Consider the following 15,480-nt stretch of genomic DNA (forward strand, 5'->3'; position numbering starts at 1 on the left):
CGCAACTCCTCGGCGAGCCCGACCGGCGCCCTCTCGGGAAGCGTGTCCGGCGCGCCCCCGGGTGGTCCGCCGAGCCGTCCGGCGGCGCGTCCCCGGGCTCGTCCGCCGGGCCGCCCTTCCGGCCGTCCGTCCGGCCGTCCCTCCGGCCGTCCACCCAGATCCGTCATGCCTCCAGGATGCCGCCGGGCACCGGCGCCGGCCGCCCGGCCGCGCACCCGAAAGGCCCCGATATGCCGAGGCGATCATGAAACCGCTTCCCGAAGCTGCCCAATCGGATCACGAACTCTCATATAGTGACGCCGAGTTGAGCATCAGGTGTCGCTTCTCGCCCAGGACCGACCGAGGACACGACCGAGGACACGTTCTCCCCCAAGAACACGACCGAGGACCGATTGATGACCCCGCCCCTGCCCTCCGGCGAACGACCCACCCTGCGCGCCACAGCAAAAGCAGCGCTGACCGCCGCCGTCCCGGCCGCGGTCGCGGTGGTGGCCGCCGTCCTGCTGGCACCCGAGCCGGCCCGCGTGCCCCTCGCCTGGGGCACCGGCGTCGCCGCGGTGCTGCTCTGCACGGCCGTCACGGTGGCCGCCCGCGCCGTACAGACCAAGCGACTGATGATCCGTCGCCTCGACAACGTGACCAAGGACGCCGGCCGGCTCCTGCAGGAACGCGCCCGGCTGACCGAGGAGTTCGACCAGGGCCGGGCCCGGTTCGCCGACGAGGCCGCCCGCGATCGCGCCCGCGCGGCCGAGGCCGCGGCCCAGGAGCGGATCCGCCTCACCGAGACCGCGGCCCAGGAACGGATCCGCCTGACCGAGAGCGCCGCACGCGAACGCGCCCGCCTCACCGAGGAGTTCGCCGAGGAGCGGGAGCTGCTCATCGGCGAACGCGACCGGCTCGCCGCGCTCAACACCGAACTCTCCGAGCGCGCCCGGCTGGCCGACAGCAACCGGACCGCCGCGGTCTCGGCGACCGCCAACGCGGCCGCCCGCATGCAGGCGTTGTCCACGGGCATGCTCGCCGACCTGCGGGCCATGGAGGAGAGACACTCCGACGAGGACGTCCTCGCCGACCTCCTCCACCTCGACCACCGCACCGCGCAGGCGGGCCGCCTCGCCGACTCCGTCGCCGTCCTGACGAGTGCGCGCTCGGGGCGCCGCTGGGCCCGCCCGATCGTCATGGAGTCGATCCTGCGCGGCGCCATGGGCCGCATCGGCGGCTACCAGCGCGTGCGGGTCCACTCCACCAGTGGGGCCGCCGTCGCCGGACACGCCGCCGAGGGCGTCATGCACGCGCTCGCCGAACTCCTCGACAACGCCGCCAACTTCTCGCCGCCCACCGCCGAAGTGCATGTGTACGTCGAAGAGGTCCCGGCGGGTGTCATCGTCTCCGTCGAGGACAGCGGACTGGTGATGGGCGACGTCCAGCTGCGGCGCGCCGAACGCGCCGTCACCGGGGACATCGTGAACGCGTCCGATCTCGGCGGACTCACCGGCACCCGCCTCGGCCTCGCGGTGGTCGGCCGGCTGGCCCGCAAGTACGGCCTGAAGGTGTCCTTCCGGCCCTCCGCCCGCGGCGGCACCGGCGTTCTCGTCCTGATCCCGCAGGACCTGCTCACGCCGGCGAACACCCCGCACGGCACGGCCCCGCTGCCGTCCGGGCCGGAGTTCGTCCCGTCGGCCCCGAAAGCCGCCGACGGCCGCGTCTCCGGGCCACGGTCCCGGGCCGACCAGGAATCGCCGGAACCCCGGGGGTCACACGGCTCGCAGGGCTCGCAGGAGTCCCGGTCGCCCCAGGAAACCTCCGCGTCCCCCGTGTCGTACACCGCCGCCCGCGCGGCCGACGACCTCGACCCGGACCCCGTCCCGACCCACGACTCGCCCCGGCACGAGCAGGGTCCCGCCTCCACCGGCGGCCTCCCCAAGCGCCGTCGCGGACGCACCCTCGCCCACGCCGAGCGCAGCCGCTCGCACGCCACGCCCCCGGCCACCCCGGAATCCCGTACCGGCGACGACCCCAAGACCCGGTCGGCCGCCCGTTTCGGCACCTTCCGCCAGGCGGTACGGGGCACGGCGCCGGGCACCCCCGCACCCGTAGATCCCCCACAGGCCGAAGAACGTGAGCGACCCGAGGACCGCGTACCCGCCGAGGACCGTGTACGGGCCGAGGACCGCCGCGAACGTGCCGAGGACGCGCATCCCGTACGGGACGCGGACGACGTCCGTGACGAAGCCGTCGTACAGGGCGCCGCCCCCGCCGCTCCCACCAGTTCCACCACCCCCACCACGCACGCGCTCCCGGAAGGCGACACCACCCCATGACCGGCACCATCACCGCCGACGAGAAGCTCACCTGGCTCATCGAGGGCCTCCTTGAGCGCACCCCGGGCGCCCGGCACGCGCTCGTGCTCTCCCGCGACGGCCTGAAGCTGTGCCGCACTCCGGAGCTGTCGGTCGACCAGGCCGACCAGCTCGCCGCCATCGCCGCCGGCATCCAGTCGCTGTCCCACGGGGCGTCCGTGGAGTTCGGCGACGGCAGCGGGGGTGTGCGCTCGGCGATGGCCGAGTTCTACGGAGGGGTGCTGTTCATCGTGGAGGCCGGCGACGGCGCTCATCTCGCCGTCGTCACCGCCGAGGACGCAGACGCCGGACTGGTCGGGCACAACATGAGCGAACTCGTGGAACAACTCGGCGAGCACCTGAGCACGCCGCCCCGGTCGTCATGAGCCGTCCTGGCAGGGACGACGCGCCCGACCGGCTGTACACCCTCACCGGAGGGCGCAGCCGGTCCGGGCCCGACACCCCCTTCGACCTGGTGACGCTGGTGGTCGCCGAGTGCGATCCGGTGGCGGGCATGCAGTCCGAGCACGCCGCGATCCTGCGGTTGTGCGAGCGGCCGACGGCGGTCGTGGAGATCGCGGCGGTGCTGGGACTGCCGGTGTCGATCACCCGCGTCCTGCTCTCCGACCTGCTCTCCACGGGCCGCGTCAGCGCCCGTCACCCGCACACCACTGTTCCTTCCGGTCTTCCCGATCCCGACATCCTGGAGCAGGTGCTCGTTGGACTCCGTAACCTCTGACGCCCGTGCGCCCCTGTCCGCGTCGGCCGACAACGGCCTCAAGATCGTGATCGTGGGTGGCTTCGGCGTCGGCAAGACGACCCTGGTCCGCTCGGTCAGCGAGATACGTCCCCTCAACACCGAGGAGACGATGACGCAGGCCGGCGAGGCCGTCGACGACATCAGCGAGGTGCGCGGCAAGTCCGCGACCACCGTCGCCTTCGACTTCGGGCGCATCACGCTGGACACGCACAACATCCTGTACCTGTTCGGCGCACCCGGGCAGGAGCGGTTCTGGTTCCTGTGGGACCGGCTGTTCTCCGGAACGCTCGGGGCGATCGTCCTGGTCGACACCCGTCGTATCGACGACTCCTGGTACGCCATCGACCGGCTGGAGCACCACGGCACGCCCTTCATCGTGGCCTGCAACGACTTCGGCGGGCCCCCGCACACCCCCGCGCAGATCCGCGAGGCCCTCGACCTCGACCCGCACGTTCCGCTGCTCGACTGCGACGCCCGCTCCCGGGAGTCCAGCAAGCGGGTGCTGATCACCCTGGTGGAACACCTCCAGTCCCGCTACGCCCGTCACGGCGCCGCAGCCGCGGAAGGCGCCCTTCAATCACCGGAGTTGGCGCTGTGACCCCCACCACCGCATCCGCGCCCGTCCCCCTCGGCGGGGCGCGGTTCCAGACCGAACCCGCCGAGCTGTACCGGGAGATGCGGCGCGACCACGGTTCCGTCGTACCGGTCGTCCTCGACGGCGACATCCCGGCCTGGCTGGTGCTGGGCTACCGCGAACTGCACCAAGTAACCGGCGATCCCCAGCTGTTCAGCCGGGACTCGGACCTGTGGAGCCAGTGGGACCGCATCCCCGACGACTGGCCGCTGCTGCCGATGATCGGCCGCAAGCAGCCGTCCATCCTGTACACCGTCGGCGAACGTCACCGTGAGCGCGCCGCGATGATCAGCGACGCCCTCGAAGCCGTCGACGCCTTCGAACTGCGTTCCCAAGCCGAGAAGTTCGCCGACGAACTGATCGACGCCGTCTGTCCCAAGGGCGAGACGGACCTCGTCGGCGACTACGCGGCCCTACTGCCCGTACGGGTCCTCGCGACGCTCTACGGCTTCGCGGACGAACAGGGTCCGGGCCTGGTGACCGCGCTGAACGACATGATCAACGGACGCGAGGGCGCGCTGGCCGGACAGCAGCATCTCGCCTCCTCCATGGCCGAGTTGATCACCGACCGCAAGGAGACACCGGCCAACGACGTCGTCTCCCGGATGCTCGCGAACACCGCGGGTTTCAACGACGAGGAGATCGTCCAGGACCTGATGGTCATGATGGCCGCCGGCCACCAGCCGACCGCCGACTGGATCGGCAACTCGTTGCGCCTGATGCTCACCGACGAGCGGTTCGCGGCCTCCCTGTTCGGCGGTCGGCACAGCGTCGCCGAGGCCATGAACGAGGTGCTGTGGGAGGACACCCCCACTCAGAACGTGGCCGGGCGCTGGGCCTCCCGCGACACCCAGCTCGGCGGCCGCCGGGTCCGCTCCGGCGACCTGCTGCTGCTCGGCCTCCAGGGGGCCAACTCCGACCCCCAGGTCCGCACCGACAGTTCCGCGCTCACCGGCGGCAACAACGCCCACTTCTCCTTCGGTCACGGGGAGCACCGCTGCCCGTTCCCGGCTCAGGAGGTCGCCGAGGTCATCGCGCGGACCGGGATCGAGGTCGTCCTGGACCGGCTGCCGGACATCGACCTGGCCGTACCCGCCGAGGCGCTGACCCGGCGCCCCTCCCCGTGGCTGCGGGGCCTGAGCGAACTGCCCGTACGGTTCACGCCCGTCCCCGTCCTCTGAGACGCCGTTGCGCCCGGCCGACGTCCTGTCCGGCCGGGGTCCGGGGCCGTCCCCTGCCCCCGGGAAGCAGTACTCCTACCCCAGCCCCTGGAGGCACCCCCGCATGACCACCGGTACCGAAGAGACCCGCATAGTCCTGGACCCCTTCGTCACCGACCTGGACGGCGAGAGCGCCGCGCTGCGCGCAGCGGGGCCGCTCGCCGCCGTCGAACTGCCCGGCGGTGTGCCGGTGTGGGCGGTCACCCACCACGCCGAGGCGCGCGCCCTGCTCACGGACCCCCGTCTGGTGAAGGACATCAACGTCTGGGGCGCCTGGCAGCGCGGCGAGATCGCGCCCGACTGGCCGCTGATCGGACTCGCCAACCCCGGCCGCTCCATGCTCACCGTGGACGGCGCGGACCACCGGCGGATGCGCACGCTGGTGGCGCAGGCGCTGACACCGCGCCGGGTGGAGCAGATGCGGGAGCGGATCTCGAAGCTGACGGAGAGTCTGCTCGACAACCTCACCGGGGATGTCGTCGACCTGAAGGCCGACTTCGCCTACCCCCTGCCCATGTACGTCATCGCCGACCTCATGGGCATCGAGGAGTCCCGCCTGCCGCGCCTGAAGGAGCTCTTCGAGAAGTTCTTCTCGACGCAGACCCCGCCCGCCGAGGTCATCGCGACGCTCACCGAACTGGCCGGGATCATGGCGGAGACGGTGGCGGCGAAGCGCGCCGAGCCGGGCGACGACCTGACCAGCGCACTGATCCTGGCCTCCGAGGACGGCGACCACCTCACCGACGCGGAGATCGTCTCCACCCTCCAGCTGATGGTCGCGGCGGGCCACGAGACGACGATCTCCCTGATCGTCAACGCGGTGGTCAACCTCTCCGCCCACCCCGACCAGCGCGCCCTCGTCCTGTCCGGCGAGGCCGACTGGTCCGCGGTCGTCGAGGAGACCCTGCGCCACTCCACCCCGACCTCCCACGTCCTCATCCGCTTCGCGACGGAGGACGTCCCGGTCGGCGACACGGTGATCCCGGCGGGCGACGCGCTCATCGTGTCGTACGGCGCGATCGGCCGCGACGAGAACGCCCATGGTCCCACCGCGGGCGACTTCGACATCAGCCGCACCAGCCAGAACCGGCACATCTCCTTCGGCCACGGACCCCACGTCTGCCCCGGCGCGGCCCTGTCCCGCCTGGAAGCGGGCGTCGCCCTGCCCGCCCTGTACGAGCGCTTCCCGTCCCTGGACCTCGCCGTCCCGGTGTCGGGACTCCGCAACAAGCCGGTGGTGACGCAGAACGACCTGTTCGAACTGCCGGTCCGGCTGACCGCCGAATGAGGTGAACCGCCCGTGAGCCACCCGTGCGGCTGATCGCCGAACGAGGCGAGCTGACGGAGCGGCAGCTCGCCGGAGGGGCCGGTCACGGCCCCTCCGGCGACGATGGCCGCCGGCCCGCGTCAACCCGCCCGTCTCAGCCGACGGACGACGTTTCGCCGAGGTTTCCCCGAACGGCTAGGCTCCCGGCGTGGCTGATATCCAGATCCCCGCTGACATCAAGCCCGCCGACGGACGATTCGGCGCTGGCCCCTCCAAGGTGCGGACGGAGGCACTGGACGCGCTCGCCGCGACCGGTAGCTCTCTGCTCGGCACATCCCACCGCCAGGCCCCGGTCAAGAACCTGGTCGGCAAGGTGCGCGAGGGCGTGCGCGAGCTGTTCTCCCTGCCCGACGGGTACGAGGTCGTCCTCGGCAACGGCGGCTCCACCGCGTTCTGGGACGTCGCGACGCACGGCCTGATCGAGAACAAGTCGCAGCACCTCACGTTCGGCGAGTTCTCCTCCAAGTTCGCGAAGGCGGCGAAGCTCGCCCCGTGGCTGGCCGAGCCCACCGTGGTCGCCTCCGACCCGGGCACGCACCCCGAGCCGGTCGCCGAGGCGGGCGTCGACGTCTACGCCTTCACTCACAACGAGACCTCGACCGGTGTCGCCGCCCCGATCAAGCGGGTGCAGGGCGCCGACGAGGGCTCCCTCGTCCTGGTGGACGCCACCTCCGGCGCCGGCGGCCTGCCCGTCGACATCGCCGAGACCGACGTCTACTACTTCGCCCCGCAGAAGTCCTTCGCCTCCGACGGCGGCCTGTGGATCGGCGTGTTCTCCCCGGCCGCGATCGAGCGCGCCGAGCGGATCCACGCCTCCGGCCGGCACGTCCCGGAGTTCTTCTCGCTGCCCACGGCGATCGACAACTCCCGCAAGAACCAGACGTACAACACCCCGGCCCTCGCCACGCTCTTCCTGCTCAACGAGCAGCTGGAGTGGATCAACGGCCAGGGCGGTCTCGCCTGGTCGGCGGCCCGGACGAAGGACTCCTCGACCCGCCTCTACCGCTGGGCCGAGGACAGCAAGTACGCCACCCCGTTCGTGACCGACGCGGCCAAGCGCTCGCAGGTCATCGGCACGATCGACTTCGCCGACGAGATCGACGCCGCCGCCGTCGCCAAGGTCCTGCGCGCCAACGGCATCGTCGACACCGAGCCCTACCGCAAGCTCGGCCGCAACCAGCTGCGCGTCGCTATGTTCCCGGCGATCGACCCGGCGGACGTCGAGGCGCTGACGCACTGCATCGACTACGTGATCGAGAAGCTCTAACCGTTCCGTTCCCGCGAGTTGAGGGGCGTCCGACGCGCGAGCGTGCCGGACGCCCCTCAGTCGTGGGCGCGCCCGTCAGTCCCGGCGCAGCAGCCTCTTGAAGCCGAAGACGACGGCGAAGAGGGCGGCGACCGCGATGGCGCCGATCTTGACCCCGCCGCTCATTCCGCCGCCGCTCCCGTCCCCGGCGGCGGATGAACCGCCGCCCTTGGAGGGCGACTTGGAGTCGGATCCGCCGGTGCCCGGCGCGTCCTCCGGCTGCACGGGGCTGTCCGCGCCCTCGCTGCCGTACATGAGCTTCGATCCGTCGGGGGTGTACGTGATGGACTCTCCCTGGCCCTGGAGGGGCACGTCCAGGCGGCCCTGGCGTTTGATCCGGCCGTCGTTCCAGGCGTAGGCGATGCCGCCGAGGTAGCCGCGTACGGCGAGCTGCCGGCCGTCGGGGGAGAAGGCGCCGTCGGTGACCCAGAGGTCGATGGTGGCGACGGGCTTGAAGATGTTGGTGCCGGTGGCGGAGAGATGGGCGGGGCCCTCGTAGAGGTGGCCGCCGTCCTCGTTCTTGTCGGCGATGTAGACGCGCCCCGTCTTGGGGTGCACCATCAGCGCCTCCGCGTTGCGGGGGCCGTCGGAGTACTTCACGACGTACTGCGTGGCACGGATCGTCTGGTCCTTGAGCACCTTGGGCTCGGGAAGCTTGTAGATCCACACGTGGTCCCACTTGCCGCCGAGGTTGTCGCCGATGTCGCCGGCGTAGAGGTCGCCGTCGGGGCCGATGGAGATCGCCTCGACGTCCCTGGGCGCGCCGACCCCGCTCATGGTGATCGTGGCGACCGTCCGGCCGCTCCTGCTGTCGACGGCGTACAGATAGGGCCCGTCGTCGCTGTCGTTGTGGGTCCAGTAGATGCCCGGGTGGATGCGCGAGGCGGCGAGGCCGCTGGACTCCTTGATCCGGGGGTCCTTGATGGTGAATCCGCCGTCCCCGCCGTCGGCGAGAGCGGGCGCCGCGAGGGCGACGGCAAGGGCGGCTCCGGCAAGGGCTCCGGCGGCGGCTCCGGACACGAACGAAGGCGATCGGCGCATGGGCCCAAGCCTGCCACCCCATCGGCCCGTTCACGCCGTCGCGGTCCACCAGGACCCCCACCGGCCCGCCCCTGCGCCCACCCGGCCCCGTGAACCTCGCCGGACCGCACGTGAGCGTGTCCAGCTTCACACCTTCAGGGCTCATGGCACCCGGACCGATCGTCCATGATGAGCGGATGCTCAGGTTCATGCCCGTCGGCGACTCCATGACGATCGGTAGCGCGGGCGAACACACATGGCGTTACCGGATGTGGCAGCACCTGCGCGCGACGTACGGGGGCCCGTTCAAGATCGTCGGACCGCGCGAGACGCTGTACGACAAGGCGACGGAGTCCCCCGACTCGCTCGAGTACGCGGACCCGGAGTTCCCCCGCGCCCACCTGGCCGGCTGGGGCGAGGGCTGGCTGCACATGGCCCCGCTGATCCGCGAGGCGGTCCGTGCGCAGCGCGCAGACGTCCTGCTGGTCTCCCTCGGCCTCATCGACCTCGGCTTCTACACGAACGCCGTCCAGACCGCCGACAACGCCCGCGCCTTCGTCGAGGAGGCCCGCGCCGCGAACCCGCGCATCCGCATGGTCCTGCTCCCGGTGATACCGAACGTCCGCGCCGAGTCCGACGCCCCCTTCGCCGCCCAGGTCGCCGCGTTCAACGAACTGCTCGCCAAGGCGGTCGCGGACCTCGACGAGCCGCGCTCCCCGCTGCTGCTCGCGTCCCCGCCCCCCTCGTACGACACCACCTTCGACACGTACGACGGCACCCACCCGAACGCGAGCGGCGAGCACAAGATCGCGGAGGGTTTCGCGGAGGCGATGTACCAGGCCTGGGACCTGGGCGAGCCGTACACGGCCCAACCGTCCTGACCGAAAAAGGGCCTTGCCCGGTCACCGTGCGTATCGTTGTTCCGCGCGGCTGCACTCGACCGGTTGCGGCCGGGGATCGACTTCCCTCGGCCTCCCGTGCCGTCCCGCCCCGCTCTTGCCTAGAGCGCACTCCACGCCGTTGGCTGGTGAGTCATGAAGTACACACAGCTCGGACGCACGGGGCTCAAGGTCAGCCGGCTCGTCCTCGGCACCATGAACTTCGGGCCGCAGACCGACGAGGCCGGCAGCCACGCCATCATGGACGCGGCGTTGGACGCGGGTATCAACTATTTCGACACGGCGAACGTGTACGGCTGGGGCGAGAACAAGGGCCGTACCGAATCGATCATCGGGAACTGGTTCGCGCAGGGCGGCGACCGGCGTGAGCGGACGGTTCTCGCCACCAAGGTGTACGGGAACATGGCCGCCGAGGGCGAACCGTGGCCCAACTCGGACAAGCTCTCCGCCCTCAACATCCGGCGGGCGGTCGACGCGAGCCTGAAGCGCCTGCAGACCGACTACATCGACATCTACCAGTTCCACCACGTCGACCGGTCGACGCCGTTCGACGAGATCTGGCAGGCGATCGACGTCCTGGTGCAACAGGGGAAGATCCTCTACGTGGGATCCAGCAACTTCCCCGGCTACAAGATCGCCCAGGCCAACGAGATCGCCGCCCGCCGGGGCGGCACCATCGGCCTTGTCAGCGAGCAGTGCCTCTACAACCTCGCCGAACGCCGCGCCGAGATGGAGGTCATCCCGGCCGCTCAGGAGTACGGACTCGGTGTCATCCCCTGGTCCCCGCTGCACGGCGGACTTCTCGGCGGTGTGATCAAGAAGGAGGTCGAGGGCGGCCGACGGGCGAGCGGCCGGTCCGCCGACGCCCTCGCCAACACGGCCGTACGCGCCCAGATCCAGTCGTACGAGGATCTGCTGGAGAAGCACGGTCTGGAGCCCGGAGAGGCCGCGCTGGCCTGGCTGCTGACCCGTCCCGGTGTCACCGGCCCCATCGTGGGCCCGCGCACCGCGGAGCAACTGGAGTCGGCGCTGCGCGCGGCGGAACTGGAACTGTCGGAGGAGGTCCTGGAGGGTCTCGACGAGATCTTCCCGGGACCGGGGCCGTCCCCCGAGGCGTTCGCCTGGTAGCAGGGCAACGCGCCCCGCGTCCGGCGGTGGCGGTCGCTCTCCGACCGCCCCCCGACGTCCGGCGGTGGCGGTCGCTGTCCGACCGCTGTCGGCGTCCGGCGGTGGCGGTCGTTATCTGACCGCCGCCGCCATGGCCACGACGAAGAACATCAGCACGAGCACACCGGCCATGATCCGGTTACGGGTCTTCGGGTTCACGCCATCGAGGTTAACCGTCCGCCCCGCCGGTCCCGTCGCCCGCCCCCAGCGGCCGGCTCGCCACCGTTTCGTATCGGGGCTGCTCACCGGGCACTCCCGACGTCGGCAGGTTGCTGCGGACGAGACACAGCTCACCCACCGTCCAGGACTTCCCGGCGAACGTGTCCAGGGCGGCGACGTAGGGCTTGAAGTCCGTGGAGTCGCGGCTGCGGGCCACCGTCAGATGCGGCCGGTAACGGCGGTGCTCCTCCATCTCGACGCCCGCCTTCCGGCCTGCGGCCTCCGCCCGGTCGGCCAGCAGCCGCATGGTCTCCACATCCCCCGCCGCCCCCACCCACAGGGCACGGCCGCCGAAGTGCCCGCCGCCGTGCAGGGACAGCGGGAACGGGTGGGTGCGACGGGCGGCCCGCAGCAGCCGTTCCGCGAGGTCCGGGACGATGTCCTCGGCCACCTCTCCGTAGAACGCGAGGGTGAAGTGCCAGCCCGGGCGGCCCGTCCAGCGCAACGCGTCCGCACCCGGCATCCGCCACAACGCGTCCACTTCCGGGGCCAGTTCACGCACCACATCGGCAGGGGGCAGTACCGCCGCGAAGAGTCTCATGGGGCCAGCCTTCCAGGGAACGACGATCAGCACACGGGAGCCGGCGAGACGGCCCGCTCCCGTGTGCTGATCGCTTCCCTGCGTACGCGTGAGGCGGCCGGCCGCGTGAGCGGACCGACCGCCTCCGGGGCGCCTGGTCACACCGCGGTGGCCAACTGCTCCTCGCTCCGCACGCGCGGGACGAAGCGGATCCGGGGGTGTCCGTGGTGCCAGCCGAAGGAGACACGCAGGCCGCCGAGGCGGGCCAGGACCAGACCGATCGTCGTCGCCGCGGTCATCGAGACCAGTCCGCCGAGCGCGAAGCCCACCCGGGGGCCGTAGACGTCGGTGACCCAGCCGATCAGCGGCGCGCCCAGCGGTGTGCCGCCCACGAAGACCATCATGAACAACGCCATGACACGGCCGCGCATGGCCGGGTCGGTGGCCATCTGGACCGAGGTGTTCGCGGTGACGTTCACCGTCAGTCCGAAGATGCCGATCGGGACCATCAGGAGCGCGAACAGCCAGAGCGTGGGGGCCGTCGCCGCCACCACCTCCAGCGCGCCGAAGGCCACCGCCGCCGCGATCAGTACGCGCAGCCGGGCCGTGCCCCGCCGGGCGGCGAGCAGCGCGCCGGCCAGTGAGCCGATCGCCATCAGCGTGTTGAAGAGGCTGTAGGCCCCCGCGCCCGAGTGGAAGATGTCGTCCGCGTACGCCGACAGCCAGACGGGGAAGTTGAAGCCGAAGGTGCCAATGAAGCCGACGAGGACGATCGGCCAGATCAGTTCGGGGCGGCCGGCGACGTAGTGGAGGCCTTCGCGGAGCTGGCCCTTGGCGCGCGGCGCCCGCTCGACGACGTGCAGTTCACGGGCACGCATCAGCAGCAGGCCCGCCATGGGGGCCGCGAACGACAGACCGTTCAGGAGGAAGGCCCAGCCGGTGCCGACGCCGGTGATCAGCAGGCCGGCGACGGCGGGGCCGACCAGACGCGCGGACTGGAAGTTGGCCGAGTTCAGGCTGACCGCGTTCTGCAGCTGGCCCGGGCCGACCATCTCGGAGACGAAGGACTGGCGCGCCGGGTTGTCGACGACGGTGGCCACACCGACGGCGAAGGCGGCGAGATAGACGTGCCAGACCTGGACATGGCCGGAGAGGGTGAGGAAGGCGAGCGCGAGGCCGGTGAGGGCCATCGCCGTCTGGGTCACCAGCAGCGTGGGGCGCTTGGGGAGCCGGTCGACGAGGACACCGCCGTACAGGCCGAAGAGCAGCATCGGCAGGAACTGGAGCGCGGTGGTGATGCCGACCGCTGCGGAGGAGCCCGTCAGGCTCAGCACCAGCCAGTCCTGGGCGATGCGCTGCATCCAGGTGCCGGTGTTGGAGACGACCTGGCCCAGGAAGAACAGACGGTAGTTCCGGATCTTCAGCGAGCTGAACATCGAGGAGGAGCGGGGGGAGTCGCGGGTGGCTGCGGGGTCGTGGGTGGCTGGTGCGGGGGCGGAGAATGCTCCGGGTCCCGTACTCAAAAGGGCTCGCCTCCAGGGCAGTCGTGGACGTCGGCGTCATGGGGGTGCGCCGGCGCTTGCGGGGAGAGGGCGGCCCTCGGTGATCCGGGATCGGGGATCGTCACCGTGCTCTGCGATCGGGGATCCGAGGCCGGAGTCCGTGATCGGGGATCCGTGATCGGGGATCGGAAGAGGGCCGCCGGCGGTCAGATGTGCGCGAGCTTTTCCAGGACGGGGGCGGCTTCGCGAAGCTTGGCCCATTCGTCCTCGTCGAGGCCCTCGACCAGTCCGGCCAGGAACGCGTTTCGCTTGCTGCGGCTCTCTTCGAGCATCGCCTCAGCCTTGTCGGTCTGCGTCACGACCTTCTGGCGCCGGTCCTCGGGGTGCGGCTCCAGCCTGACGAGCGCCTTGGCTTCGAGCAGCGCGACGATACGGGTCATCGACGGCGGCTGCACATGTTCCTTGCGGGCGAGTTCGCCGGGCGTGGCGCTGCCGCAGCGGGCGAGGGTGCCGAGCACCGACATCTCGGTGGGGCTCAGCGACTCGTCGACCCGCTGGTGCTTGAGTCGACGCGACAACCGCATCACTGCGGAGCGCAAGGCGTTCACGGCGGCCTCGTCGTCGCCATGGGTGAGGTCAGGCATGTTCTTTAGCGTAACTCATTACCCTCGCTAAAGAACAATGGGATGCCCGTGAAACGCGCCATCCAATCGGCGGATCACTCATACGAGTGAGATCGCTCCGGAAAGTGACCCTGATCCGGTCGGGAAGCGGCGACCCTCGACTCCATGGGGACCAGCGTGCTCAGCCTGCGTATGGACGGGGAGCTGCTCGACCGGCTCCGACAACATGCCGCGAAACGCGGAATGAGCGTCCAGGACTATGTGGTCCGGACGCTCATTCGCGACGACTTCGACGAGCGGTTCCAGACCGCCGTCGAGGAGACGGAGAAGTTCTACGGGGTCACCTGAGGCGGGGGCACGTGAGACCCCGTACGGCAGGTGCCGCTCAGGTCAGGCCGAGGGCCGGCATGAGGTAGTAGAAGGTGAACACCGCCGACACCACATACATGGCGACCGGGATGTCACGGCCGCGGCCCGCCGCCAGGCGCAGCACGACGAAGGTGATGAAGCCCATCCCGATGCCGTTCGTGATCGAGTAGGTGAACGGCATCAGCATCATGGTCACGAAGGCCGGGATGGCGATCGTGTAGTCCGCCCAGTCGATCTCCTTGACCGAGTGGGACATGATCAGGAAGCCGACCGCGATCAGCGCGGGGGTGGCGGCCTGGGACGGGACCATCGTGGCGACGGGGGTCAGGAAGAGGGCGACGGCGAAGAGCGCGCCGGTGACCACGTTCGCGAAGCCCGTGCGAGCACCCTCACCGACACCGGCCGTGGACTCCACGAAGCACGTGGTGGCCGAGGAGGAGGTGGCGCCGCCCGCGGCGACGGCGATGCCGTCGACGAAGAGGACCTTGTTGATGCCGGGCATGTTGCCCTGCGCGTCCGTCAGCTTGGCCTCGTCGCTGATGCCCATGATCGTGCCCATCGCGTCGAAGAAGCACGACAGCAGCACGGTGAAGACGAAGAGGACGCCGGTCAGCACGCCGACCTTGCCGAAGCCGCCGAAGAGGCTGAACTGGCCGACGAGACCGAAGTCCGGACTGGCGACCGGGTTGCCGGGCCACTTCGGGGTGGTCAGACCCCAGGACGGGACGGTGGTGACGGCGTTGATGATCAGCGAGACGACCGTCATGGTGACGATCGAGATGAGGATGGCGCCGGGCACCTTGCGCACGATCAGCGCGAGGGTGAGCAGAGTGCCGAGGACGAAGACCAGGACGGGCCAGCCGTGGAGGTGACCGTCGGTGCCGAGCTGGAGCGGGACCGTCGTCTGGGCGATGTCCGGGATGCGCGTGACGAAGCCGGAGTCCACCAGGCCGATCAGCATGATGAACAGGCCGATGCCGATCGCGATGCCCTTGCGCAGGCCGAGCGGCACCGCGTTCATGACGCGCTCACGCAGACCGGTGGCGACCAGGAGCATCACGATGAAGCCCGCGAGGACCACCATGCCCATGGCGTCCGGCCAGGACATCCGGGGCGCGAGCTGGAGGGCGACGACCGTGTTCACGCCGAGGCCCGCCGCCAGCGCGATCGGCACGTTGCCGATGACGCCCATGAGGAGCGTGGTGAAGGCCGCGGTCAGCGCGGTCGCGGTGACCAGCTGCCCGTTGTTGAGGTGGTGCCCGTACATGTCCTTAGCGCTGCCCAGGATGATCGGGTTCAGCACGATGATGTACGCCATCGCGAAGAAGGTGGCGAAACCGCCGCGGATCTCGCGCGGGAGGCTGGAGCCCCGCTCCGAGATCTTGAAGTAGCGGTCGAGGGCGCTCTGCGTGGGCCGGGACTCCGGCTCCTGCGGGGCGGGGGCCTTGGTGGCGGCCGAGGTGGACATGCGGGTCCTCAAACGTGCAGGGGGACGGGGACGTGATCGAGCCTGGTCAGTGGTCGCTCACCAATCAGGTTCCCCCAGGTCGCTGTTGGTGTTTTATACGAATACAA

15 protein-coding genes are annotated in these 15,480 nt (G+C 70.6%); 10 read left to right on the plus strand and 5 right to left on the minus strand.

What is annotated here, in order from left to right:
- The first annotated feature begins 395 nt into the window (after positions 1-395).
- The 7 genes from ACZ4N5_RS22685 to serC all read left to right on the plus strand — a co-directional run bounded on the left by ACZ4N5_RS22685 (position 396) and on the right by serC (position 7,547).
- On the plus strand, positions 396-2,321 hold the full coding sequence (locus ACZ4N5_RS22685) for a sensor histidine kinase (protein ID WP_467758869.1): 1,926 nt from the start codon (positions 396-398) through the stop codon (positions 2,319-2,321).
- A complete protein-coding gene (locus ACZ4N5_RS22690; protein WP_355213327.1) occupies positions 2,318-2,725 on the plus strand; it encodes a roadblock/LC7 domain-containing protein in 408 nt (135 codons plus the stop codon). Before ACZ4N5_RS22685 ends, ACZ4N5_RS22690 begins: the two co-directional genes overlap by 4 nt.
- Positions 2,722-3,078: a DUF742 domain-containing protein gene (locus ACZ4N5_RS22695; RefSeq protein WP_467758870.1), complete on the plus strand. Its 357-nt coding sequence runs from the start codon at positions 2,722-2,724 to the stop codon at positions 3,076-3,078. Before ACZ4N5_RS22690 ends, ACZ4N5_RS22695 begins: the two co-directional genes overlap by 4 nt.
- Positions 3,059-3,697, plus strand: a complete 639-nt coding sequence (locus tag ACZ4N5_RS22700; RefSeq protein WP_389284716.1) for a GTP-binding protein — start codon at positions 3,059-3,061, stop codon at positions 3,695-3,697. Before ACZ4N5_RS22695 ends, ACZ4N5_RS22700 begins: the two co-directional genes overlap by 20 nt.
- Positions 3,694-4,914, plus strand: coding sequence for a cytochrome P450 (locus tag ACZ4N5_RS22705; protein WP_467758871.1), 1,221 nt, complete (start codon positions 3,694-3,696; stop codon positions 4,912-4,914). Before ACZ4N5_RS22700 ends, ACZ4N5_RS22705 begins: the two co-directional genes overlap by 4 nt.
- A gap of 103 nt (positions 4,915-5,017) precedes the next feature.
- Positions 5,018-6,241, plus strand: coding sequence for a cytochrome P450 family protein (locus ACZ4N5_RS22710; protein WP_467758872.1), 1,224 nt, complete (start codon positions 5,018-5,020; stop codon positions 6,239-6,241).
- Between the two features lie 187 nt (positions 6,242-6,428).
- Positions 6,429-7,547 (plus strand): phosphoserine transaminase, encoded by a 1,119-nt coding sequence (gene serC / locus ACZ4N5_RS22715; protein WP_467758873.1) that lies wholly within the window; start codon positions 6,429-6,431, stop codon positions 7,545-7,547.
- Positions 7,548-7,622: 75 nt separating this feature from the next.
- Here the strand turns inward: serC and ACZ4N5_RS22720 are convergent, their stop codons facing one another.
- Complete coding sequence (locus tag ACZ4N5_RS22720; RefSeq protein WP_467758874.1) at positions 7,623-8,627, minus strand: WD40 repeat domain-containing protein; 1,005 nt, start codon at positions 8,625-8,627, stop codon at positions 7,623-7,625.
- Positions 8,628-8,803: 176 nt separating this feature from the next.
- Between ACZ4N5_RS22720 and ACZ4N5_RS22725 the strand changes: the two genes are divergently transcribed.
- Both ACZ4N5_RS22725 and ACZ4N5_RS22730 read left to right on the plus strand, forming a co-directional pair.
- Complete coding sequence (locus ACZ4N5_RS22725) at positions 8,804-9,487, plus strand: SGNH/GDSL hydrolase family protein (protein ID WP_467758875.1); 684 nt, start codon at positions 8,804-8,806, stop codon at positions 9,485-9,487.
- Positions 9,488-9,640: 153 nt separating this feature from the next.
- Positions 9,641-10,633, plus strand: a complete 993-nt coding sequence (locus ACZ4N5_RS22730) for an aldo/keto reductase (RefSeq protein ID WP_467758876.1) — start codon at positions 9,641-9,643, stop codon at positions 10,631-10,633.
- A gap of 208 nt (positions 10,634-10,841) precedes the next feature.
- Here the strand turns inward: ACZ4N5_RS22730 and thpR are convergent, their stop codons facing one another.
- The 3 genes from thpR to ACZ4N5_RS22745 all read right to left on the minus strand — a co-directional run bounded on the left by thpR (position 10,842) and on the right by ACZ4N5_RS22745 (position 13,557).
- On the minus strand, positions 10,842-11,432 hold the full coding sequence (thpR, locus tag ACZ4N5_RS22735; RefSeq protein WP_467758877.1) for an RNA 2',3'-cyclic phosphodiesterase: 591 nt from the start codon (positions 11,430-11,432) through the stop codon (positions 10,842-10,844).
- Between the two features lie 137 nt (positions 11,433-11,569).
- Complete coding sequence (locus tag ACZ4N5_RS22740; protein WP_467758878.1) at positions 11,570-12,934, minus strand: MFS transporter; 1,365 nt, start codon at positions 12,932-12,934, stop codon at positions 11,570-11,572.
- Between the two features lie 185 nt (positions 12,935-13,119).
- Positions 13,120-13,557 carry a MarR family winged helix-turn-helix transcriptional regulator gene (locus ACZ4N5_RS22745; protein WP_467758879.1) on the minus strand — a complete coding sequence of 146 codons (438 nt, stop codon included), beginning with the start codon at positions 13,555-13,557 and terminating at the stop codon, positions 13,120-13,122.
- Positions 13,558-13,701: 144 nt separating this feature from the next.
- On the opposite strand from ACZ4N5_RS22745, the gene ACZ4N5_RS22750 reads away from it, so the two are divergent.
- Entirely contained in the window at positions 13,702-13,884 is a 183-nt protein-coding gene (locus tag ACZ4N5_RS22750) for a BrnA antitoxin family protein (RefSeq protein WP_261701844.1), read from the plus strand.
- Between the two features lie 37 nt (positions 13,885-13,921).
- Here the strand turns inward: ACZ4N5_RS22750 and ACZ4N5_RS22755 are convergent, their stop codons facing one another.
- Entirely contained in the window at positions 13,922-15,373 is a 1,452-nt protein-coding gene (locus ACZ4N5_RS22755; protein ID WP_467758880.1) for an NCS2 family permease, read from the minus strand.
- Positions 15,374-15,480: the final 107 nt, after the last annotated feature.

The sequence above is a fragment of the Streptomyces sp. NPDC026500 genome (assembly GCF_055567635.1).